Origin of the sequence: Leifsonia sp. NPDC080035, from assembly GCF_040050925.1 — a bacterium.
In the GTDB taxonomy this organism is placed as follows: Bacteria; Actinomycetota; Actinomycetes; order Actinomycetales; family Microbacteriaceae; genus Leifsonia.
In genome coordinates this window covers 3,491,668-3,513,703 of record NZ_CP157390.1, presented here as the reverse complement: position 1 = coordinate 3,513,703, position 22,036 = coordinate 3,491,668, and the positions used below count along the sequence as shown (strand labels likewise).

The following is a 22,036-nucleotide window of genomic DNA, read 5'->3' as shown; positions in this document are numbered from 1 at the left end:
CACCGATCTGCGCGGACGAGCGCGGATCTGTTGCGCCGATGTAAAGATCTCGGCTCGATTCGTATCCGAATGCATGTAATACGTGCGTTTCATGCTAGGACAGTTCTACGCGATTCGGCGATGGCGCTTCTCCGTGCGCCCATGCCGGCTCAGTGTCCCCACACCAGGAAGAGGTACTCGGATATGAGATCCGTATCACAAGGCGGACGGCGCCTGCTCGCCGTGTCGGCCGCGTTCGCGGCCGCGGCGCTGGTGCTCGCCGGCTGCTCCGGGAGCAACAACAACTCCGGTGGAGGCGGCGGAGGCACCCTCACCATCGGCACGACAGACAAGATCACCTCGATCGACCCGGCTGGTTCGTACGACAACGGCTCGTTCGCCGTGATGAACCAGGTCTACCCGTTCCTCATGAACAGCCCGTACGGCAGCCCGGACGTGAAGCCGGACATCGCCCAGAGCGCCGACTTCACCTCGCCGACCGAGTACACGGTCAAGCTCAAGCCGAACCTGAAGTTCGCGAACGGTCACCCGCTGACCTCCGAGGACGTGAAGTTCACGTTCGACCGCCAGCTGAAGATCAATGACCCGAACGGTCCCGCGTCGCTGCTCGGCAACCTGGACAGCGTGAGCACGCCGGACAAGACCACCGCCGTCTTCAAGCTGAAGGTGCCGAACGACCAGACCTTCGCGCAGGTGCTCTCCAGCCCCGCCGGCCCGATCGTGGACCACCAGGTCTTCTCGGCCGACAAGGTCACCGACGACAAGACCATCGTCAAGGGTCACCCGTTCGCCGGCCAGTACGACATCACCAGCTACGACTTCAACAACCTCATCGCGTACAAGGCGAACCCGAACTACGAGGGCCTGCTGGGCAAGCCCGCCACCGAGAAGGTCAACGTCAAGTACTACGCCGAGTCGTCGAACCTGAAGCTTGACATCCAGAAGAACGCCATCGACGTCGCCTTCCGCAGCCTCACGGCCACGGACATCGACAGCCTGTCCTCCGACAAGAGCGTCAAGGTCGTCAAGGGCCCGGGCGGTGAGACCCGTTACATCGTCTGGAACTTCAACACGATGCCGTACGGGGCCACCACGCCGCAGGCCGACGCGAAGAAGGCACTCGCCGTGCGCCAGGCCGCGGCCGACCTCGTCGACCGCGCGACCATCGCCAAGCAGGTCTACAAGGACACCTACACCCCGCTGTACTCGTTCGTCCCCGAGGGCCTGACCGGCGCGACCACCGTGCTGAAGGACCTCTACGGCGACGGCAACGGCGGCCCGAGCCTGGACAAGGCGAAGGCCGCGCTGCAGGCCGCCGGCGTCACCACCCCGGTCGCGCTCAACCTGCAGTACAACCCCGACCACTACGGCCCGTCGTCCGGCGACGAGTACGCGCTGGTCAAGGAGCAGCTGGAGAACGGCGGTCTGTTCAAGGTCAACCTGCAGTCCACCGAGTGGGTGCAGTACTCGAAGGACCGCGTGAAGGACCTCTACCCGGCGTACCAGCTGGGCTGGTTCCCCGACTACTCCGACGCGGACAACTACCTGTCGCCGTTCTTCGTCAAGGACAACTTCCTGGCGAACCACTACGACAACCCCCAGGTGCAGCAGCTGATCACCCAGCAGCTCGGCACCACCGACAAGGCCGCCCGAACCAAGCTGATCGAGGAGATCCAGGCGAAGGTGGGCGCGGACCTGTCCACCCTGCCGCTGCTGCAGGGCGCCCAGGTCGCCGTGGTGGGCAAGGACGTCTCCGGCACCGACAAGACGCTGGACGCCTCGTTCAAGTTCCGCTACGCCGCCCTGTCGAAGGGCTAGGCCGCACAGCACGGCCGAACGGGGGCGGTTCGCATCGGCGAGCCGCCCCCTCCCACGAACCACCCACGATTGGCTTCCATGACAGCGACGGTCACCGGGCAGGCGGCGCCGACGGCGCCCGGCCCCGAACGAACCAAGGCGCGACGCTCGGGAGGCGGCCTCGGCCGCTACATCGTCGTCCGCGCCCTCCTCATCATCCCGACGATCTTCATCCTGGTGACGGTCGTCTTCTTCCTGATGCGCTCCACCGGAGACCCCATCACCGCGGCCCTCGGCGGCAAGCTGCCGCCCGCGCAGCTGCAGCAGCGCATCCACGAGGCCGGCTACGACCGGCCGCTCATCGTCCAGTACGTCGAGTACCTCGGTCAGATCCTCCGCGGCGATTTCGGCACCACCTTCACCGACCACCAGCCGGTGACGCAGGTGCTGCTGACCTACGGCGCGGCGACCCTGGAGCTCGCGATCTACGCGCTCATCGTCGCCTTCATCGTCGGCATCCCGCTCGGCATGGTCGCCGCGTACTACCGCGACCGGTTCGGTGACGCCACGCTGCGCGTGTTCGCGATCCTCTGCTACGCAACGCCGGTGTTCTTCGCCGGCATGGTGCTGAAGCTGATCTTCTCGGTCTGGCTGGACTGGCTCCCGGTCGCGGGGCGCGCATCCACCAGCTCCGAGATCGAGATGCAGACGCTGGAGAACAAGACCGGGATCTACCTGATCGACGCCTTCCAGACCGGGGACCCCGCCGTCATCGGCGACGTGCTGCTCCACGCGGTCCTGCCCGCGGTCACCCTCGGCCTCCTCACGGCGGGCATCTTCCTGCGCCTGGTGCGCACGAACGTCATCGGGACTCTGTCCACCGACTACGTGGATGCTGCCCGTTCGCGCGGTGTCCGGGAGAGCCGACTGGTTCGCAAGCACGCGTACCGCCCCGCGCTCATCCCGATCATCACCGTCATCGGACTGCAGATCGCCCTGCTGCTCGGCGGCGCGATCCTCACGGAGACGACGTTCGAGTGGAAGGGCCTGGGCTTCCAGCTCTCGCACTACCTGCAGTCGCGCGACTTCGTCGCCGTGCAGGGACTCGTCGTCCTGCTCGCCGTGATCGTCGCCGTGACGAACTTCATCGTCGACATCATCGCGGCGCTCATCGACCCGAGAGTGAGGTACTGAGATGGCCTCGGGCACACGAAGCTTCTGGCGTCGCCTCCCCGTCGTCCACCAGCTGCGCCAGTCCGTCGGGCTGCAGCGCGGGATGCTGATCGCGGGTCTCGTCCTGACCGGCGTATTCATCCTCGTCGCGGTGTTCGCCCCGCTGATCGCGCCGTACGGCTTCGCTCAGCTGAAGGACGCGAACGGCCAGTTCGGCTCCCAGCAGCCGCCGAGCGCCGCGCACATCTGGGGCACAACGGTCGGCGGCTACGACGTCTTCTCCCGGGTCATCTGGGGCGCGCAGACGGCGATCCTCGTCATCGTCGTCGCGGTGATCCTCTCGATCTTCGCCGGCGTCGTCCTCGGCCTCATCTCCGGCTACTTCGGCGGCTGGGTCGACCGGGTGCTCGTCGTGATCGCGGACGCGATCTACGCGTTCCCGTCGCTGCTGCTGGCGATCGTGATGGCGATCGTCATCTCGGGCGGCCAGTCCAGCCTGTGGGGCGGGATCTTCGCGGCGGCGATCTCGATCACCGTCGTCTTCATCCCGCAGTACTTCCGGGTGATCCGCTCCGAGGTGGTGCGCATCAAGTCGGAGGCGTACGTCGAGGCGGCCAAGGTGATCGGCGCGAGCAACGGACGCATCATGTTCCGGCACGTGCTGCGCAACTCCACCCGCACGCTCCCGCTGATCTTCACGCTGAACTCGTCGGAGGCGATCCTGACGCTCGCGGCGCTGGGCTTCCTCGGCTTCGGCATCGAGCCGACGGCCGCGGCCGAGTGGGGCTACGACCTGAACAAGGCGCTCTCGGACGTCACCAGCGGGATCTGGTGGACGGCCATCTTCCCCGGCCTCGCGATCGTGCTCGTGGTGCTCGGCATCACCCTCGTGGGCGAGAGTCTGAACGACCTGGCGGATCCCCGTCTGCGCGGGCGCCGTCGCGCCGCGGAGGCGTCCGGTGAGGTGGCGGAGACCTCGGTCGTCCCCGGCGGCCCCCTGCTCGCCGGCCCCGGCGGCCTGGACGGCCTGGAGGGCGGAGAGTCCTTCGACGAACACGGAATCGAGGTCAAGCCATGAGCGATGTCGTGCAGATCGACAACCTGTCGGTGTCCTTCGCCACCGACGCCGGGGCAGTCAAGGCCGTCGATGACGTGAGCCTGCGGGTCGCGCCCGGCGAGGTGCTGGCCATCGTCGGCGAGTCCGGGTCCGGCAAGACCGTGACCGCCAAGACCATCCTGGGACTGCTCCCGGAGACCGCGACCGCGTCCGGCGCCGTCGTCCTGCGCAGCAAGGACGGCCAGAGCGAGGCGGATGTCGTCACGCTCTCCAAGAAGCAGCTGCGGGATGTGCGCGGCACCGACGTCGCGATGGTCTTCCAGGAGCCGTCCACCGCGCTGAACCCGGTGTACACCGTCGGCTGGCAGATCGCGGAGGGCCTGCGCGCCCACGGTTCCCTGTCCAAGAAGGAGGCGATGGCCCAGGCTGTCGAGATCCTCGGCCGGGTCGGCATCCCGGAGCCGGAGAAGCGGGTGAAGTACTACCCGCACCAGTTCTCCGGCGGCCAGAAGCAGCGCGTCGTTATCGCGATGGCGCTGGTGCTGAACCCCGGGCTCATCGTCGCCGACGAGCCGACGACCGCACTGGACGTGACGGTCCAGGCGGAGATCCTCGACCTCCTGCGGCGCTGCCGCGACGAGTTCGGCGCGGCGATCGTGCTGATCACCCACAACATGGGCGTCGTCGCCGACCTCGCGGACCGGGTCGCGGTGATGTACCAGGGCAAGCTCGTGGAGGAGGCGGACGCTCGCACGCTGTTCGCCGCCCCGCAGGCGGAGTACACGAAGAAGCTCCTCGCCTCCGTGCCCAAGATCGGGCAGGGCCGCATCGCCACAGAGGAGCGGGCGATCGCCCGCGCCGAGCGCCCGGAGGAGTCCGCGGTCGTGCGGGCACGAGACTTGCGCATCCAGTACCCGGGCCGCCTCGGCCGTCCCGGCTTCGTCGCGGTGGACGGCGTCTCCTTCGACATCCGCCCCGGCGAGGTGCTGGGCCTGGTCGGCGAGTCCGGCTCGGGCAAGACCACCATCGGCCGTGCGATTGCCGGGCTGAACAGGGTCACCGACGGCTCGCTCCAGGTGCTCGGCATCGAGATGAACGGCGTCCGCGAACGCCAGTTCCGGAAGGTGCGCGAGCGGATCGGCTTCGTGTTCCAGGACCCCGCGTCCAGCTTCAACCCGCTGCTGACGATCGCGGACTGCGTCGCGGAGCCGCTGGTCGTGCACGGGAAGGCGTCGTCGCCCTCTGCGGCGCGCTCGCGGGTCGACGAGCTGCTGGAGGCGGTGCAGCTGCCGCGCAGCTACGGCGACAGGTTCCCGCACGAGCTCTCCGGCGGCCAGCGTCAGCGGGCGAGCCTCGCCCGCGCGCTCGCGCTGGAGCCGACGCTGCTCATCGCCGACGAGCCGACCTCGGCGCTGGACGTCTCGGTGCAGGCGCGCGTGCTCGAGCTGTTCGCCGACCTGCAGCGCGAGTTCGGCTTCGCGGCGCTGTTCATCAGCCACGACCTCGCGGTCGTCGACCTGCTGGCGGACCGGATCGCGGTGCTGCACCGCGGGAAGCTGGTCGAGGAGGGGACCGGCGCCGAGGTGCTCGGCAACCCGCGCGAGGCGTACACCCAGCGCCTGCTCGCCTCCCTGCCCGTGCCCGACCCGATCGAGCAGGCCGACCGCCGAGAGGCCCTCCGCGCCATCCAGACGACCTCCGCCTGAAGGCACGCCCTCGGCCCCGGCAGGTCGCGACACGCCGCGTCGTCCGTCGACGCGCGGCGTGTCGCGACCGATCGCCCGCATGGCGCGATCACCCCGTATGGTCGAAGGGTGAGTTCCGAGCCCGCGATCAGCGTCAGCGATCTGTCCGTCGAGTACCCCGCGCGGGGGCCGAGCCCGTCGTGCGTCGCGCTGCGGGGCGTCTCCTTCCGCCTGGAGCCCGGCCAGTCCCTCGGCGTGCTCGGGGAGACCGGCTCGGGAAAGAGCACCCTGGCAGCGGTGCTCGCGGGACGCGCGCTGCCGGTGCGCTCCGGTGAGCCGGGCCCGCGGATCAGCGGGGGAGAGGCGACGGTGCTCGGCCACTCGCTCCGCAAGGCGCGCAAGCGCGACATCGCCGAGGTGACCTTCCACGTCGGCTACCTGCCTCAGGAGGCCGCGGCGACGCTGGAGCCGTCGCTGACCGTGCAGGACAACGTCTCGCTGCCGATCTTCGAACGCGACGAGCACTATCCCCGGCGCGCGGCGGGTGAGCGCGCGGCGCTGATGCTGGACACCGTGCACCTCCCGCTCAGCGTCCTCGGCAAGTACCCCTACGAGCTGAGCGCGGGCCAGCGCCAGCGCGTCGCGCTCGCGCGGGCCCTGGTGCTCGGCCCGCGCATCCTGATCGCCGACGAGCCGACCGCGGGCATCGACGCCACCGTGCGCGACGCCGTCATCGACCTGCTCGGCCAGCTGCGTGCGCACGAGGGCTTCAGCGCCGTGGTCGTCAGCCACGACCTCGCCGTGCTGCGACGCGCCACGGACGCCTCCCTCGTGCTGCAGAACGGCCGGCCGGTCGGCTACGGGCCGATCGAGGAGGTGCTGGCGGATCCCGCGCATCCGTTCGTGAAGGGCCTCGCGGAGGCTCTCGGGCCGACGCAGCGCCGCACGGCCCGCCGTCCCCAGTCCGCCCACTGAACCCCGACAGACACGGGACACACGAGAGGTCCGATATGCCAGAGACTCCCTCCTCCCAGCACCGCGCCGTCCTCGCCGTCGACGCCGAAGCGATCCCGGCCGAACAGCGTCCCGAGCCGGGCCCGATCGCGGTGCTCCCACAGCCGGAACCGGCGTTCGTCGCCGCGGTCCAGGAGGCCGGCGGCACCGTCGAGCCGCTCTCCGACCGCACCCGCGGGGTGGTGTGGCTCTCGTACAAGGATGCGAAGGACTTCCCGCCGGTGCTCGAGGAGCACCCCGGCATCGGCTGGGTGCAGCTCCCGTTCGCCGGGGTCGACGCGTTCGCGGACATCCTCGCCGCTGAGGATCGGCCTGGGCTGGTCTGGACCAGCGCTAAGGGGGCGTACGCGCAGCCCGTCGCCGAGCACGCCCTGGCGCTGACGCTCGCGCTGCTCCGCGTGCTGCCCAAGCGGGTGCGGGCCCGCAGCTGGGCGACCGAGCAGGAGGGCACGTCGCTCTACGGGCTCGACGTGGTGATCGTCGGCGCCGGCGGCATCGCGCTCGAACTGATGCGGTTGCTGGAGCCGTTCGACGCCAGGGTGACGATCGTCCGTCGCTCGGAGGATCCGGTTCCCGGGGCCAGGCGCACGGTCACCGCGGAGCGCCTGCACGAGGTGCTGCCGACCGCGGACGTCGTGGTGATCGCGGCCGCGCTCACCGGCGGCACGCGGCACCTGTTCGGTGCGCCCGAGTTCGCGCTGATGAAGCCGACCGCCCGGCTGGTCAACATCGCGCGCGGCGGCCTGGTCGACACCGACGCGCTCTTGGAGGCGCTGCGCGATGGCTCGATCGCCGGCGCCGGCATCGACGTGACCGACCCGGAGCCGCTGCCGGACGGTCATCCGCTCTGGGACGAGCCGAACTGCCTCATCACGCCGCACCAGGCCGACACACCGGAGATGGTCGCGCCGCTGCTGGCCGAACGCATCCGTCTGAACGTCGCCGCGTTTCTCGGGGACGGCCGGTTCGTCGGCCGCGTCGACCCCGGCGCCGGGTACTGATCGCCGACGCGCGCGGGATGCGCGGCCGATTTCTCGCGGGGCCAGAATCCTTGCTAGAGTAGCTTCGCTGATCAAGCATTCCTCGATAGCTCAATTGGCAGAGCAGCCGGCTGTTAACCGGCAGGTTCTTGGTTCGAGTCCAAGTCGGGGAGCCACGGAAGAGGCCCCGGTCACCGCGAAAGCGGGGCCGGGGCCTCTTCGCGTCGCTCCCATGCCCGCTGCGGAATACATCCGCTGTTCACCTCACGCCGGTGCCAGAGCGGGCCACCATGGGTACCATCCGGCTATGGACGAGAGGGAGCGCGGGCGCGAGGAGCCCGACGAGACCGAGGACGAGTACGAGAACGACACGGACGAGGTGCGGGAGTCGCTGGAGCGGGAGGCCGGACTCACTGCGTTCGGCGGCCCGGCGTTCGGCCGGATCTTCGACAACCCGGACGACGACGGCGGTTTCGACGCCCAGCACAACCCCTGAGCGCCCCGAACAGCTGAGCGCCCCGAACCGCTGAGCGCGCTGAGCGCCCGCTTCGTACTCCCCGGGGAGCAGCCGGAAGACTCCCCGGGGCGCACGAGTCCGCCGTGGGCGCTCGTTAGCATGGGAGGATGCCCCGGAACCCGTCGGACGACAGCCGTCTCCGCGGTGCGCCCTGGCACGCGCAGACCGGCTCTGGGCCGCGCATCCCGGCCTGGTCGGACGGTCGTGCGCCGCGCGGCGCCGGCTGGTTCCCTGCCGCGCTGGCCGCGCTCATCCAACTGCCCGGCGTCGTCATCGCCGCGCACGACGCCGCCACCGACCCGCTGACCATCGCCGCCGTGCTGGTGGCGTTCGCGTCCTCGTTCCTGCTGCTGCTCGGCCGCACGCATCCCGGGGTCACGCTGGTCGCGGTCGCGGTGCTCTGCGCCCCGGCGATCGCCATCACGGTCGGGCCGCCGTTCGCGGCCGTCCCCCTGGCGTTCGCGATCGTCGGCGCGGTGGTCCGCGGTGCACGGGTGTGGGCGTGGTGGACGGTCGCGGGGCTCGCGATCGTCGGGCCCGTCGGCGCGTATCTGCTCGTGGCGCGGCCGGAGGCCGTGATCCGGCCGCTCATCATCGCGCTCGTGCTCACGCTGCTCGTCGGCGTCGGCGAGGCGATCCGCGGGCGCAGGGAGCGCTACCGCGAGCTGTCCCGCCAGATCGCGGCGCGCAGAGAGGCAGCGGCGGAGGCGGAGCGGCTGCGCATCGCGCGCGAGCTGCACGACGTCCTCGCGCACTCGCTGTCGCAGATCAGCGTGCAGGCGGGCGTCGGCCTGCACCTGTTCGACAGCCGACCGGACAAGGCCCGGGAGAGTCTCGAGTCGATCAAGACGGTCAGCAGCCAGGCGCTCGAGGAGGTGCGCGGCGTTCTCGGCTTCCTGCGCGCGGACGGCCCCGCCTCCTCCCGTGCGCCGGAGCCGGACCTCGCCCGCATCCCCGTGCTCGCCGACACCTACCGCAGGGCGGGGCTGGACGTCCGGCTGGAGGACGACCTGCGCAGTGTGCCGTCGGCCGCCAGTCAGCTCGCGCTGTACCGGATCGTGCAGGAGTCTCTGACGAACATCGGCCGGCATGCGCAGGCGCGCACGGTGCGCATCCACCTCGCCGAGGAGGACGGCAGCTACGTGCTCAGCGTCGCCGACGACGGTCGCGGCCTGCCAGGAGACGGTGAGCGCGACGGCAAGGGGATGCTCGGGATGCGCGAGCGCGCGGAGCTGCTCGGCGGCAGCTTCGCGGTGCGCGAGACCGACGGCGGCGGGGTCACGGTGGAGGCGCGCATCCCGGCGCGGACGGCGGAGGCGTCGTGATCCGCGTGCTGCTGGCGGACGACCAGCACCTCGTGCGGGCGGGCTTCCGCGCCCTGCTGGAGGCGGAGCCGGACCTGGAGGTGGTCGGCGAGGCGGCGACCGGCCGGGACGCGCTGGCGCAGGTGCGCGAGACGCGGCCGGACATCGTCCTCATGGACATCCGGATGCCCGACGGCGACGGGCTGTGGGCGACCGGGGAGATCGTCGGCGATCCCGGCCTCGCGGGCACCCGCATCGTGGTCGTCACGACCTTCGAGCTGGACGAATACGTCGCCCAGGCCATCGTTGCCGGCGCGAGCGGGTTCCTCGTGAAGGACACCGAGCCGGTGGAGCTGCTGCGCGCCGTGCGGGTGGTCGCGGCCGGCGACGCGCTGCTGTCTCCGGGCGTCACCCGCCGGCTGATCGAGCGGGTAGCGGGCGGGCTGCGGCCGCCGGAGGACACCGCCGCCCTCGCCGGGCTCACCGAGCGCGAGCGCGAAGTCCTCGCGCTGGTCGGCCACGGGCTCACCAACACCGAGATCGGCGAGCGGCTGTACCTCAGCCCGCTCACCGCCAAGACGCACGTCTCCCGCATCATGACGAAGCTGGATGCGCGCGACCGGGTGCGCCTCGTGGTGATCGCCTACGAGACCGGGCTCGTCCAGCCCGGCTGGCAGTAGCTGATCCCGGGGGAGTAGGGCAGGTGACTCCCGGCGGCGGATTCGCCGCGGAGGCCGCGCGGCGAGGCTGGGTGCATGGCCCGCGAGAGCCGCGGGCGTCATCGACGCGATTGGACTCGTCATGCTCACTGCACTGGCTACGACCGCCGTGCCCTGCGCCGTCACCTGGGGCGGCCCCTGGTTCGGCTGGTGGTGGATCTTCATCCCGATCTTCTGGATCGCCGTCTTCGTCCTGATCTTCGGCTTCGCCGGCCGCCGCTGGCGCCGCGCCGCCGCCGCCCGGGGCGGATACGGTCCCGGCGGATACGGACCAGGCTGGGGCCACTCGGCCACCCGCTCGGCGGAGCAGACGCTCGCGCAGCGCTACGCGAACGGCGACATCGACGAGCAGGAGTACCGGGCGCGACTGGAGGTGCTGCGCGCCAACCGGTCGGACGGCGCCTGAGAACCGGCACCCGACGGCGGTGCGGCGCGGCCCGGATATGATCGTCCGGGCCGCGCCGCGCGGCCGGAAGGACCCGTATGACCCCGCTCCTGACCGTCGTCGCCGCTGTGCTGCTCGCCGCCGCGATCGTGTTCCCCGCGCTCTGGCTTCTCGAGCGCACCCGCCGCAGGCGCCTCGCCGAGACGCGGGACGAGTCGGAATGGGACCGCGTAGACCGGGAGCTGGAGCTGGCCGAACAGGCCGGCCGGTTCCGGATCGTCGGCGAGCTCGCGGACGTCTCCGTGCAGGCGGTCGGGCGGCTCGTCTCCCAGGCGGAGGGCCTGCGCTACGCCGCCTCGTCCGACCCGGCGGCCGCCTCGCGCTCCGCGGCGGCGCTCGAGACCACGGCGCGCGACGCGCTGGCGGATCTGCGCCGACTGCAGAACGTGGTGGGGGAGGGCGCGCAGGCCTCGCAGCCGCATCCCGAGCTGCACTCGGCGCGCGACCTGTTCCGCATCATGCGCGAGGCGGGACTCGTCGTCAGCTTCACCGAGACCGGGGAGCGCTTCGAGCTGCGCCAGGGCGCGGAGCTCGCGATCTTCCGCATCCTGCAGACCAGCCTCGGCAACGCGCTCGAGCACGGCGGCTCGGGCACGAACGTCGCCGTCGGCTTCACATGGACGGCGGACGGGCTCCAGGTGAGCGTGGACGACGACGGGATCCGCGCCGCAGCACGGCGCCAGGGCCTCGACCGCGAGGGCGTCGACCAGGCGACGGCGTACTCGTTCGAGGACGACCTCCGCGCGATCACCGAGCACCTGGAGGGTGCGGGCCTCGCGGAGCTGCGCGAGCGGGCGGCGCTGTTCGGCGGCGTCCTCACCGCGAAGTCCGTGCCCGGGGTGGGCTTCTCGCTCTCGGTGGTGTTCCCGAGCCTGCGGCACCACAACGGTGTGCACGGGGTGCCGCTCAGCCGTTGAACCGCTGAATCGCGGCCGTCCGCTCAGTCCTCCAGGTGGTCCCGGCCGGGCAGCCAGCTGAGGCCGGGGACGCCCCACGAGTTCTTGCGCTGCACCTTCAGCGCGGCCTTCCCATAGGGATGCGCCAGGCGGTCGACGTAGAGCACGCCGTCCAGGTGGTCGTACTCGTGTTGGAAGATGCGGGCGAGCCAGCCCTCCGCGTGCACCTCGAACGGCTGGCCGTCCAGGTCGAGCGCCTGCAGGATGACGCGCTCGGCGCGGCGCAGCGGGAACCGCTCGCCGGGGAACGACAAGCACCCCTCGGACTCGCTCTCCTCGTCCGGCTCGCCGACGGCCAGCGGCGAGAGCCACAGCACCGGGTTGATCGCGACGCCGCGGTGCAGCACGTCGTCGTCGTCCGTCCAGCCGTACACGAACAGCCGCAGCGGAACGCCGACCTGGGGGCCGGCGAGGCCGACGCCGGGCGCCTCGTCCATCGTCTCGAACATGTCGGCGACCAGGGTGCGCAGGTCGTCGTCGATGTCGACGACCTCGGAGGCGCGGGCGTGCAGCACGGGGTCTCCGGTGATCCGGATGGGGAGGACGGCCATTCGGCAAGACTATCGGGATCATCTTCGGTAGGGTCGTGGAGTGGCAACGGAACTGATGGACGCGATCGCGCTGGCCTACCAGCCGAGCCAGCTCCTCGGCATCCCGGTCGCGCTCGTCGGGGCCTGCTTCCTCTCGATCGGCGCGCAGCTGCAGCACCACGGTGTGGCGAAGGTGGAGTCGCAGACGCAGAACGCCTCCGACGGCCTGAACATGAAGCAGCTCGGTCTGCTGCTCGCCCGCCCGTCCTGGGTGGTGGGGACGCTGCTGCTCGGCCTCGCCATCGTCTTCCAGCTGGTCAGCCTCAAGCTCTCGCCGATCATCCTGGTGCAGCCGCTCGGCGTCGTCGGACTGGTGATCACCAGCATCCTGAACGCCCGGCTGAGCGGGGTGAAGCTGAACCGGCCCTCGATCATCGCGATCTGCCTGTGCGTCGGCGGCGTCGGCGCGTTCGTGGTCATCGCGGCCGTCTTCGCCCAGGACCTCCCGGTGACGAATCGGTCGCTCATCATCATCCTCCTCGTCCTCGCGGTCGTACTGGTCCTGTTCGTGCTGGCGTTCCTGTTCCTGCGGCACCGGTTCAAGGCGATCTTCTACATCGTCGGCGCCGGCATCCTCTACGGTTTCGTCGCGACGCTCGCCAAGGTCGCCATCGACCGCATCTCGCACCGCGAGTGGGACTGGCTGCTCGTGCTCTGCATCGTGGCGCTGCTTGCCGCCGCCGTGCTCGGTGCGTACTTCGTGCAGAACGCCTATTCGTCGGGTCCTCCCGACCTCGTGATCGCCGGGCTCACGGTGATCGACCCGCTGGTCGCGGTGACGATCGGCATCGTCGTGCTCGACGAGGCGGCGGGCGCGCCCTGGTGGGCCATGGTCGGCTTCGCCCTGACCGGCGCCGTCGCGATCTGGGGCGTCTTCCAGCTCTCCCGCCACCACCCGCAGGCCAATGGCGAGACGCCCGTGTCCGAGCGTCTTACCGGCCCGCTGGAGGAAAGCAGCCTAGACTAGGCCGTTGAATCGACCGGGCTCACCCAGCCCGTCCACGACCGTAGGGACCTCACCACGTGCCTGATACGAGCGGAACGCACACCACCCCGCCCGCCCCGGCCCCGCAGAAGCCGCTGACCATCCTGATGGGATGCGACACCTTCCCGCCGGACGTCAACGGAGCCGCCCGGTTCGCGGAGCGCCTGGCCGCCGGCCTCGTCGAGCGCGGCCACGACGTCCACATCGTCGCCCCCGCCGCGAGCCGCAAGCACGGCACCTGGGTGGAGGAGCACGAGGGCGCGAAGATGACCGCGCACCGGCTGCGCAGCTGGCGCTGGTACCCGCACGACTGGCTGCGCTTCGCCCTGCCGTGGACGAGCAAGGCGAACGCCAGGCGCGTCCTGGACGAGGTGAAGCCGGACGTCGTCCACTTCCAGTCGCACATCGTCATCGGCCGCGGCCTCGCCTACGAGGCGCAGAAGCGCGGCATCCGCATCGTCGCGACCAACCACGTGATGCCGGAGAACATCATCGAGTTCACCCGGCTGCCCCGCTTCCTCCACCACACCTTCGTGTCCCTGGCCTGGAAGGACGCGCGGAAGAGCTTCGACCGCGCCGAGGCGATCACCACGCCGACCCGGCGGGCGGCGGAGTTCCTGGAGAAGGCGACCGGGCTGCGTGGCGTGCACGCGATCTCGTGCGGCATCGACGCGCAGAACTACACGCCCGACTTCTCCCCGCGCACGGGCAACAGCATCCTCTTCGTCGGCCGGGTCACGGGCGAGAAGCAGATCGACGTGCTGCTGAAGGCGATGACCCTCTTGCCTGCCTCCCTGGACGCGAAGCTGGAGATCGTCGGAGGGGGCGACCAGTTCAAGAACCTGCAGGCGTTGGCCGAGACGCTCGGCATCGCCGACCGGGTCACGTTCCTCGGCTACGTGACGGACGAGGAGCTGCGCGAGGCGTACACGCGCGCCACGGTGTTCGCGATGCCGTCCATCGCCGAGCTGCAGTCGATCGCCACGATGGAGGCGATGGCCTCGGCACTGCCCGTTGTCGCCGCCGACGCGATGGCGCTGCCGCACCTCGTCCACGACGGCGAGAACGGACACCTGTTCCGCCCGGGAGACGCGCAGGACCTCGCCGACAAGCTGGAGAGCGTGCTCACGCTGCCGCAGGACGAGCTGGATGTGCTCAAGAACGCGTCGCTGCGCATCGTGGCCGCCCACGACATCCAGCGCACGATCAGCACCTTCGAGAGCCTGTATCGTGGAGAGCCGGTGGCCGACCCGGTGACGGACGCGGCCCCCGGAGTGCCCGCCCCGGAGTGATCGGGAGGCACACCTCGGGGCGGTAGCTCAGCTGGTTAGAGCATCGGACTCATAATCCGCCGGTCACGGGTTCAAGTCCCGTCCGCCCTACCGAGTCGAGGCCCGGCCCTCCGGACGCCGCTTCACCGTGCGGCGTCCCGGTATCCCGGCATCCCACGGGGACGGTTCCGACCTGCCAGGATCGTGGCATGGACTGGTTCGTGGACCCGGAGCGAGGCCGCTGGCTGCAAGAGCGCATCCCGGAGCTCGGGGAGATGGTGCCGACCGGGATGCCCGCCTACGGCCGCATCCTGCATCCCGCTTACGAGTCGAACGACGACGGCGAAGAGCGCTCCGTGCGCTGGGCCGAGCTGGCGACACGCACCGGCACGACGGTCGACGGCGACACGCAGTGGTGGGACATCAGCCCTGACGGCGGCAGCGGCCAGACCAAGAGCGACGGGTGGTGGTTGAACCCGCCGCAGGACGGGTGGATCGACCCCGCCCTACTGCGCGCCTTCGTCCCGGTGCTGTGGTCGCACACCCGCACGCCGGAGGACATCACCGTCGGGGTCTGGGAGGGCTGGGGCCTGACCGCCGTTTCGACGTCACTGTTCTTCGTCGGTGACGCCGAGAGCGATGCCGGTGCCGACGTCGAGGTCGAACTCGATCGGTTGCGATCGGAGGCTGAGGACCACCAGCGCCGCAGGCTGGAGGCGACCTCCCCGAGACTCCTGCGGATGCAGGAGTTCGACGGGACCGTCTGGGAGCGGGCGGTCGCGGGCGACGTCTCCGAGTTCCCGTACCCGCGTTTCGACCTGCCGGATCGCACGTACGTGCTCGGGGCCACCACCCTCGACGACCTCGCGTCGCCGGACTGGCCGTACCGCTCCGGGCTCGGTTGGCTGCCCGGTGACCGCGACGGCATCATGCCGCAGCTGATCTGGCCGGCCGACCGGTCCTGGTGCCTCTCGATCGAGGTGGATGCTCCATGGACCGTGGTGGCCGGGGCTCCAGAGCTCGTCGCCGAGCTACTGAGCCTGCCGGGCATCGAGGGGCACGCGATCGGCGACCCGTACCGAAGCAGGGCGTAGGACGGGTCGACCCCTAGCCCGCCGCGAGCAGGGGCGTACCGTGTCCGGCATGAACACAACCGGATGGATCGTTCTGATCGTCGTCGTCGTCGTGGTGATCATCGCGATCATCGCCATCGCGATGACCGTGGGGCGACGGCGGAAGCTGGAGCACGACCGCGAGCACGCTCAGGAGCTGCGCGCGGCCGCGCGCGAGGACGACCTCGCGGCGCGCGAGCGCGAGGCCAAGGCGGCCCGCGCCGCCGCGGACGCGAAGCAGGCCGAGGTGGACGCGCAGCGTCGCCGCCAGGAGGCCGACGCCCACGCCGCCGAGGCGGGCGACGCACGCGCGTCGGTGGACGACAAGCTGGCCCGCGCGGACAAGGTGGACCCGGACGTCCGCACCGACCGGCACGGGAACCGCGTGGACGACGGCCGAGCCGCCGACGACACGGCCGCGGCCCGACCCGCGGACGGCAGCACGGACGCGTACAGCGCCACGGACGGCCGCACGGACGTCGACGGGCAGCCGCGCCACGCCGAGCCGCGCATCGACGCGGGCGGCACGACCGGCGACACGGACGTCCCGCCGCCGCGACCCGCGCGTTAGCATCGAGGCGTGCTCCCGCTCGTCGTCCGCTCCCACGAGGCGGCGACGAGCGCGGTCCTGACGCGCCTCTCCGAGGCCGACCGTACGCGGCTGGCAGGACTCTCCGGCAACGCGGCCGCCGCGTTCCTCGCCGGCCGTGACGCGTTGCTGGCGGCGGCCGACGCGGCGGCTCCAGACGGGCGCGGCATCGGGGACGCGCGCATCGACGCGACCTGTCCGGACTGCGGCGGCTCCCACGGCCGTCCGTATCTTCTCGGCCGCCCGGACATCCACCTCTCCTTGACACATGCGGCGGGGTTCGCATTCGCCGTCGTCGCGGCGGGGCCGGTCGGCATCGATGCGGAGCCGCTCGACACGGATCCCGCACGCGTCGCGGCGGCCGCATTCCTCACTCCTGGCCACGGGGACGCCCTCCGCCGCTGGACCGCGATCGAGGCCGTGCTCAAGGCGGACGGACGCGGTCTGCGCGTCGATCCCGCCGCCGTGCGCATCGAGGCCGGCTCGGCCGTGCTCGACGGAACGCGCTACCGCGTCCGCAGCCGGCGCCTGCACGGCTGCCTGGTCACGACCGCTCAGGCGCTGAGCGCGGGCAGCCGGGTCTGACGCAGCCACGCGTCGAAGAACTCCGCCAGCGGTTCGGGCGAGAAGGAGGCGGCGAGCTCCTCGAAGTCCGCGCCGCTCGCCGTCCCGAACCGCTTGGCCGCCGTCCAGGCGCGGAGCAGGTCGAAGAAGCGCTCGTCGCCCAGCCGCAGCCGCAGCGCGTGCAGCAGGCAGCCGCCGCGCTTGTAGACGCGGTCGTCGAACATCGAGTCGACACCAGGATCGCCGAGGACGAGGTCCCGCGGCTTCGCCCGCAGCAGCGCGTGGTGCGTGCGCGCCAGCGTGTTCGCCGACGGCCCGCCGTCGTACTCCGACCAGAGCCACTCCGCGTAGCAGGCGAAGCCCTCGTTCAGCCAAATGTCCCGCCACGTCTCGACGCCGACGCTGTTGCCGAACCACTGGTGCGCGAGCTCGTGCGCGATCAGCCGGGTGGAACCGCCCCTGCCGTCCGCGTGCGAGGAGCCGAAGGTGGCCATCGCCTGCGCCTCGAGCGGGATCTCCAGCGGGTCCTCCGTCACCACGATCGTGTACGAGGGGAACGGGTACGGGCCGAAGCGCTCCTGGAAGCACTCCAGCATCCGGCCGACCGGCGCGAAGTCCGCGAGCACCCGCCGCGCCAGCTCCGCGGGGTAGGCGATCACCCACTCCACTCCGGCCGTCCTCCGCGGCTCGAGCACGTACCGGCCGATCTGCACGGCCGCGAGGTACGTCGCCGTCGGCTCCTCGCGCTCGAACACCCAGGTGCCGCGCCCGGCGCTCACGGAGTGCTCGACGAGCTCGCCGGTCGCGAGCACGGTGTACGGCTGCTCGGTGGTCACCCGGATGCGGTAGGCCGCCTTGTCCGACGGCCGGTCGTTGCAGGGGAACCAGGTCGGGGCTCCGGAGGGCTGGGATGCGACGATCACGCCGTCGCTGAGCTCCTCCCACCCGAGCGTCCCCCAGCGTGTGCGCCGCGGCGACGGAGAGCCGTCGTAGACCACCTCGACGGTGAACTCGGTGCCGCGGGGGATGGGTGAGGACGGCCGGATCCGCAGATGGGTGGGGGACTGGGCGAACTTGACGCGCTTGTCCCCGTCCAGCCGCACCCGCTTGGCCCGCAGGTGCACGAGGTCGAGCACGACGGCGGACAAGTCCACCTCCGCCCGCGCGCGGATGACGGCCGTCGCATCCAGCCGGTTCGTCGCGACGCGGTAGCCGAGGTCGATGTCGTAGGAGAGCACCGAGTAGTCGAACGTCCCCGAGCGCGGGAGGTACAGCCGCGCGGTGGCGTCGCCCGTCGCCAGGCTCATCGGCTCGCCCGGTAGTCGCGCACGACGACCTCGCGCCACGGCCCGATCGGGTTGCCGCTCCACCTGCTGCGCGCCGGCACCGTCTCCCCGCGCATCACCAGCGACGCCGGGCCGACCGTCGCGTCGGCCCCGATCGCCGCAGCGGGCAGGATGACACTGTGCGGGCCGAGCGTCCCGCCCCGCTCGATGCTGACCTCGTCCATGCTCATGATTCGATCATGGAACAGGTGCGTCTGCACGACGCAGCCCCGGTTCACGGTGGATGCGTCGCCCAGCTCGACCAGATCCGCCTCCGGGAGCCAGTAGCTGTCGATCCACACGCCCTGCCCGATGCGGGCGCCGAGGCTGCGCAGCCACCAGACGAGCGCCGGCGTGCCGGCCGCCGCCCAGGCGAACCACGGGGCGGCGACCATCTCGGTGAAGGTGTCCGACACCTCGCTGCGCCAGACGAACGACGACCACAGCGGACGCTCGCCCGCGCGCAGCCGGCCGAGCAGCGCCCACTTGGCGGCGGTGCTGATCGCCGCGGCGACCGCCCCGGCAACCAGCAGGACGGGCCCACTCGCCACGATCGCCCAGCCGACGCCCGTCGACTCCACGATCGCCGCGAGTGCGAACAGCACCGCGATGCCGATCGCGCAGGTGACGATCACCGGCACGATCCGAAGCAGCTCCCACAGCGTCCTGGCCACGCGGAGGCCGGTCGACGGCGCGTAGGTGCGGCCGAGGTCGGCGTCCTGCGGCTGCCGGCGCAGCCGCACCGGCGGCGAGCCGAGCCAGGAGGTCCCCGCCTTCGCCTTGCGGGGCGCGAAGGAGAGCACGGCCACCAGGCCGTCGCGCGGCACCCGGTTGCCGCCGCCCGCCATCCCGGAGTTGCCGAGGAAGGCGCGCGCTCCGATGTCGACGGCCGCGACCCGCACGTAGCCGCCGCCCAGTTCGTAGGACGCCACCAGGGTGTCGTCGGCGAGGAAGGCGCCGTCCCTGATCCGGGTCATCGCCGGGAGCAGCAGCACGGTCGACGCCTCGACGTCCCTGCCGACGCGCGCGCCGAGCATCCGCAGCCAGATCGGCGTGAACAGGCTGGAGTAGAGCGGGAACAGCACGGTCCTGGCGAGGTCGAGCAGCCGCTCGGTGGACCAGACCTGCCAGCCGATGCGGCTGCGCACCGGGAACACGCCCTCGGCGATCCCGAGTCCGAGCAGCCGGACGAGCACCACGACGAGTCCGGCCAGCACCGCACCGGCGAAAAGCGTTCCGGGGACCAGCCCGATCGCCGCACGGCCGGCCGCGTCGTCCAGGCCCGTCGCGCCGCGCACGAAACCGGCGACCACGATCCCGCCCGCGGCGAACGCGATCACGGGGACGAGGGAGACGACAAGGGACGCCCCCGCGTACGCCCACAGCCACCGGGTGCGCCGCTCCGGACGCTCCGCCGGCCACCACTCGTGCGAGCGCCCGACGCGCACCGCGGGGGAGCCGGCCCAGTTCTGGCCCGCCGGCACCCGGCCGAAGACGGCGGACCCTGGCGCGACGGTGGCGTTCCTGCCGATCTTCGCGCCCGGCATCAGCGACGAGCGCGCGCCGACCGAGCTGCCGGCACCGATGCGGATCTCGCCGATGCGCACGAGGTCGCCGTCGATCCAGTAGCCGGCCAGGTCGACCTCCGGTTCGACGGACGCCCCGGCGCCGATGCGCAGCATCCCGGTGACCGGCGGCAGCGCGTGCAGATCGACGCCCGGCCCGATCTGCGCGCCGAGCGCGCGCGCGTAGTAACTGATCCACGGGGCGCCGGCGAGGCTCGCCGCACCGATCTGGTGCGCAACCTGCTCGGCCAGCCAGAGCCGCAGGTGCACGCCGCCGCCGCGCGGGTAGTCGCCCGCCTTCACCCCCGCGAGCAGCAGCCGTGCGGCGAGGACGGCGACCGCCATCCTTCCCCACGGGGTCACGAACACGAGCAGGCCGACGATCAGCCAGGCGAGGTCCACCGGTGGCAGGAAGCCGAAACCGCCGAGCGGGCGGAGCACCGCCGCCGCCGTGAGCAGATAGAGCAGCCAGCGCACCCCGCTCAGGATGAACAGCGGCACGGCGAGCAGGGTCTGCAGCCACTGCATCCGTCGCGGCGTACGCGGCACGACGTGCGTGGAGGCGGCGGAGCCGGAGGTGGCGCTGTCCGCCAAGGCCTCGGCCATCGCGCCGAAGCGCGGGTGCGCGTAGATGTCGGCGACCGTGACGTCGGGATGCCTGCGCCGGATCAGCGAGACGAGCTGGGCCGCAGCCAGCGAGCCGCCGCCGAGGTCGAAGAAGTTGTCGTCGGGGCCGCCGACCGGCAGGCCGAGGACGCTGCGCCAATCGTCGGCGAGCGCGGCCGACACCGGGTCGAGCGCCGGCGTGTCCGCGGCTGCGGCGTCGTCGATCGGCCACGGCAGCGCCGCCCTGTCCACCTTGCCCGAGGTGCGCACCGGCAGCTCGTCCACGACGGCGAGAAGCGGCACCAGGGCGGCGGGCAGCTCCGCGCGCAGGATCGCGAGCGACTCCGCGCGCGAGAACGCCGCCTGCTCCGGGACCGCGAGGTAGCCGACCAGGATGTCGTTGCCGGCGGCACTCCTGCGCACGGCGGCCGCGGCTCCCGAGACGCCGGGCAGCTGCTGCAGCGCCGCCTCCACCTCGCCGAGCTCGATGCGACGGCCGCCCACCTTCACCTGGTCGTCGGCACGCCCGAGGTAGAAGAGGCCGTCCGGGTCGAACCGGACCAGGTCGCCGCTGCGGTAGGCGCGCTCCCAGCCGAGCGAGGGGAGCGGTGCGTACTTCTCCGCGTCCTTCCCCGGATCCAGGTAGCGGGCGAGGCCGACGCCGCCGATGATCAGCTCGCCGGACTGCCCGTCACGCACCGGCGCGCCCGACTCGTCCACGACCGCGAGGTCCCAGCCGTCGAGCGGCAGCCCGATCCGCACCGGTTCCCCGGCGGTGAGCAGGCTCGCGCACGCGACGACCGTCGCCTCGGTCGGCCCGTAGGTGTTCCACACCTCCCGGCCCTCCACCGCCAGGCGGTTCACGAGCTCCGGCGGGCACGCCTCCCCGCCGAAGATCAGCATCCGCACGGTGTCCAGCGCCTCGACGGGCCAGAGCGCCGCGAGCGTCGGCACGGTGGACACGATGGAGATGCGGCGCGCGGCGAGCCACGGCCCCAGATCCATTCCGGTCCGCACGAGCGAGCGCGGCGCAGGGACGAGGCAGGCGCCGTGCCGCCAGGCGAGCCACATCTCCTCGCAGGAGGCGTCGAACGCGACCGAGAGGCCGGCGAGCACGCGATCGCCCGGTCCGATCGGGTCGTCCCGGAGGAACAGCCGGGCCTCGGCGTCCACGAACGCCGCTGCGGAGCGATGGCTCACGGCGACCCCCTTCGGCGTGCCCGTCGAACCGGAGGTGAAGATGATCCAGGCGTCGTCGTCCGGGGTCGGCGGGTCGACGACGGGATGCGCCGACGTGCTCGGGTGGGCGGCCACGCCCGCCAGGGCGATCGGTGCGCCGGGGCCCGCTGTGTGGGCGCGGTAGCCGTCATCGGTGACGATCCCGCGCACGGCCGCCTCGCCGAAGACCAGTTCGGCGCGCTCGTCCGGATCGTCGGCGTCGACGGGGACGTAGGCCGCGCCCGCCGCGAGCACGGAGAGGATCGCGACGTACAGCTCCCTGCTGCCGGAGGTCATCCGCACGCCGACCCGGTCGCCGCGGCGCACGCCGCCCTCGCGGAGCCGCGCGGCCGTGGCGAGCACCCGCGCGACGAGCTCGCGGTAGCTGAGCGCGCCACGGGCGTCTTCGATCGCCGAGGCCTCCGGGTAGCGCAGCGCGGTCTCCCTGAGGATGTCGACGAGCGTCCGGGGTGCGGGCGCGGCTGCGGAACGGGAGAGGATGGCGTCGGGCCCGGCGTCGTCTGTCACGGGCGCCACCGTAGGAGCGACCGGTTACCGGCAGGT

Annotated in this window: 19 protein-coding genes and 2 tRNA genes; 18 read left to right on the top strand and 3 right to left on the bottom strand. The window is 71.7% G+C overall.

Annotated elements, in window-relative coordinates; translation table 11 throughout:
- Window positions 1-183 precede the first annotated feature (183 nt).
- From AAME72_RS17115 to AAME72_RS17060, 12 genes are all read left to right on the top strand, one after another.
- Window positions 184-1,818, top strand: a complete 1,635-nt coding sequence (locus tag AAME72_RS17115) for an ABC transporter substrate-binding protein (RefSeq protein ID WP_348787735.1) — start codon at window positions 184-186, stop codon at window positions 1,816-1,818.
- Between the two features lie 78 nt (window positions 1,819-1,896).
- Window positions 1,897-2,991, top strand: coding sequence for an ABC transporter permease (locus AAME72_RS17110; RefSeq protein WP_348787734.1), 1,095 nt, complete (start codon window positions 1,897-1,899; stop codon window positions 2,989-2,991).
- Between the two features lies 1 nt (window position 2,992).
- The gene (locus tag AAME72_RS17105) at window positions 2,993-4,048 is read left to right on the top strand and encodes an ABC transporter permease (protein WP_348787733.1); all 1,056 of its coding nucleotides are present in this window, start codon (window positions 2,993-2,995) and stop codon (window positions 4,046-4,048) included.
- A complete protein-coding gene (locus tag AAME72_RS17100; RefSeq protein WP_348787732.1) occupies window positions 4,045-5,733 on the top strand; it encodes an ABC transporter ATP-binding protein in 1,689 nt (562 codons plus the stop codon). The genes AAME72_RS17105 and AAME72_RS17100 overlap by 4 nt, the downstream gene beginning before the upstream one ends.
- A gap of 108 nt (window positions 5,734-5,841) precedes the next feature.
- Window positions 5,842-6,687, top strand: a complete 846-nt coding sequence (locus AAME72_RS17095; protein ID WP_348787731.1) for a dipeptide/oligopeptide/nickel ABC transporter ATP-binding protein — start codon at window positions 5,842-5,844, stop codon at window positions 6,685-6,687.
- A gap of 35 nt (window positions 6,688-6,722) precedes the next feature.
- Entirely contained in the window at window positions 6,723-7,727 is a 1,005-nt protein-coding gene (locus AAME72_RS17090) for a D-isomer specific 2-hydroxyacid dehydrogenase family protein (RefSeq protein WP_348787730.1), read from the top strand.
- Between the two features lie 79 nt (window positions 7,728-7,806).
- Window positions 7,807-7,882, top strand: a tRNA-Asn gene (locus AAME72_RS17085).
- Window positions 7,883-8,013: 131 nt separating this feature from the next.
- Window positions 8,014-8,202 (top strand): hypothetical protein, encoded by a 189-nt coding sequence (locus AAME72_RS17080; RefSeq protein WP_348787729.1) that lies wholly within the window; start codon window positions 8,014-8,016, stop codon window positions 8,200-8,202.
- A 128-nt stretch (window positions 8,203-8,330) separates the two neighbouring features.
- The gene (locus AAME72_RS17075; RefSeq protein ID WP_348787728.1) at window positions 8,331-9,548 is read left to right on the top strand and encodes a sensor histidine kinase; all 1,218 of its coding nucleotides are present in this window, start codon (window positions 8,331-8,333) and stop codon (window positions 9,546-9,548) included.
- Entirely contained in the window at window positions 9,545-10,207 is a 663-nt protein-coding gene (locus AAME72_RS17070; RefSeq protein ID WP_348787727.1) for a response regulator transcription factor, read from the top strand. The genes AAME72_RS17075 and AAME72_RS17070 overlap by 4 nt, the downstream gene beginning before the upstream one ends.
- A 121-nt stretch (window positions 10,208-10,328) precedes the next feature.
- Window positions 10,329-10,652, top strand: coding sequence for an SHOCT domain-containing protein (locus tag AAME72_RS17065; protein ID WP_348787726.1), 324 nt, complete (start codon window positions 10,329-10,331; stop codon window positions 10,650-10,652).
- A gap of 77 nt (window positions 10,653-10,729) precedes the next feature.
- Window positions 10,730-11,608, top strand: a complete 879-nt coding sequence (locus AAME72_RS17060) for an ATP-binding protein (protein ID WP_348787725.1) — start codon at window positions 10,730-10,732, stop codon at window positions 11,606-11,608.
- 23 nt (window positions 11,609-11,631) lie between these two features.
- Here AAME72_RS17060 and def read toward each other — a convergent pair whose 3' ends face one another.
- Window positions 11,632-12,198, bottom strand: coding sequence for a peptide deformylase (gene def / locus AAME72_RS17055; protein ID WP_348787724.1), 567 nt, complete (start codon window positions 12,196-12,198; stop codon window positions 11,632-11,634).
- A gap of 40 nt (window positions 12,199-12,238) precedes the next feature.
- On the opposite strand from def, the gene AAME72_RS17050 reads away from it, so the two are divergent.
- The 6 genes from AAME72_RS17050 (at window position 12,239) to AAME72_RS17025 (ending at window position 16,779) form a co-directional block, all read left to right on the top strand.
- On the top strand, window positions 12,239-13,204 hold the full coding sequence (locus AAME72_RS17050; protein WP_348787723.1) for a DMT family transporter: 966 nt from the start codon (window positions 12,239-12,241) through the stop codon (window positions 13,202-13,204).
- Window positions 13,205-13,260: 56 nt separating this feature from the next.
- Window positions 13,261-14,514 carry a glycosyltransferase gene (locus AAME72_RS17045; RefSeq protein ID WP_348787722.1) on the top strand — a complete coding sequence of 418 codons (1,254 nt, stop codon included), beginning with the start codon at window positions 13,261-13,263 and terminating at the stop codon, window positions 14,512-14,514.
- Window positions 14,515-14,530: 16 nt separating this feature from the next.
- Window positions 14,531-14,604, top strand: a tRNA-Ile gene (locus AAME72_RS17040).
- A 98-nt stretch (window positions 14,605-14,702) separates the two neighbouring features.
- Complete coding sequence (locus AAME72_RS17035) at window positions 14,703-15,587, top strand: hypothetical protein (protein WP_348787721.1); 885 nt, start codon at window positions 14,703-14,705, stop codon at window positions 15,585-15,587.
- Between the two features lie 49 nt (window positions 15,588-15,636).
- Entirely contained in the window at window positions 15,637-16,176 is a 540-nt protein-coding gene (locus tag AAME72_RS17030; protein WP_348787720.1) for a hypothetical protein, read from the top strand.
- A gap of 9 nt (window positions 16,177-16,185) precedes the next feature.
- Window positions 16,186-16,779, top strand: coding sequence for a hypothetical protein (locus tag AAME72_RS17025; protein WP_348787719.1), 594 nt, complete (start codon window positions 16,186-16,188; stop codon window positions 16,777-16,779).
- On the opposite strand, the gene AAME72_RS17020 is transcribed toward AAME72_RS17025, so the two are convergent.
- On the bottom strand, window positions 16,749-18,065 hold the full coding sequence (locus AAME72_RS17020; protein ID WP_348787718.1) for a M1 family metallopeptidase: 1,317 nt from the start codon (window positions 18,063-18,065) through the stop codon (window positions 16,749-16,751). The genes AAME72_RS17025 and AAME72_RS17020 overlap by 31 nt on opposite strands.
- Window positions 18,062-22,000, bottom strand: a complete 3,939-nt coding sequence (locus tag AAME72_RS17015; protein WP_348787717.1) for a Pls/PosA family non-ribosomal peptide synthetase — start codon at window positions 21,998-22,000, stop codon at window positions 18,062-18,064. The genes AAME72_RS17020 and AAME72_RS17015 overlap by 4 nt, the downstream gene beginning before the upstream one ends.
- Between the last annotated feature and the right edge of the window lie 36 nt (window positions 22,001-22,036).

Coding starts and splice junctions, on each gene's coding strand:
- AAME72_RS17075 (WP_348787728.1), top strand. CDS start 8,331: ATGCCCCGGAACCCGTCGGACGACAGCCGTCTCCGCGGTGCGCCCTGG.
- AAME72_RS17090 (WP_348787730.1), top strand. CDS start 6,723: ATGCCAGAGACTCCCTCCTCCCAGCACCGCGCCGTCCTCGCCGTCGAC.
- AAME72_RS17065 (WP_348787726.1), top strand. CDS start 10,329: ATGCTCACTGCACTGGCTACGACCGCCGTGCCCTGCGCCGTCACCTGG.
- AAME72_RS17020 (WP_348787718.1), bottom strand. CDS start 18,065: ATGAGCCTGGCGACGGGCGACGCCACCGCGCGGCTGTACCTCCCGCGC.
- AAME72_RS17100 (WP_348787732.1), top strand. CDS start 4,045: ATGAGCGATGTCGTGCAGATCGACAACCTGTCGGTGTCCTTCGCCACC.
- AAME72_RS17110 (WP_348787734.1), top strand. CDS start 1,897: ATGACAGCGACGGTCACCGGGCAGGCGGCGCCGACGGCGCCCGGCCCC.
- AAME72_RS17115 (WP_348787735.1), top strand. CDS start 184: ATGAGATCCGTATCACAAGGCGGACGGCGCCTGCTCGCCGTGTCGGCC.
- AAME72_RS17035 (WP_348787721.1), top strand. CDS start 14,703: ATGGACTGGTTCGTGGACCCGGAGCGAGGCCGCTGGCTGCAAGAGCGC.
- AAME72_RS17030 (WP_348787720.1), top strand. CDS start 15,637: ATGAACACAACCGGATGGATCGTTCTGATCGTCGTCGTCGTCGTGGTG.
- def (WP_348787724.1), bottom strand. CDS start 12,198: ATGGCCGTCCTCCCCATCCGGATCACCGGAGACCCCGTGCTGCACGCC.
- AAME72_RS17105 (WP_348787733.1), top strand. CDS start 2,993: ATGGCCTCGGGCACACGAAGCTTCTGGCGTCGCCTCCCCGTCGTCCAC.
- AAME72_RS17060 (WP_348787725.1), top strand. CDS start 10,730: ATGACCCCGCTCCTGACCGTCGTCGCCGCTGTGCTGCTCGCCGCCGCG.
- AAME72_RS17080 (WP_348787729.1), top strand. CDS start 8,014: ATGGACGAGAGGGAGCGCGGGCGCGAGGAGCCCGACGAGACCGAGGAC.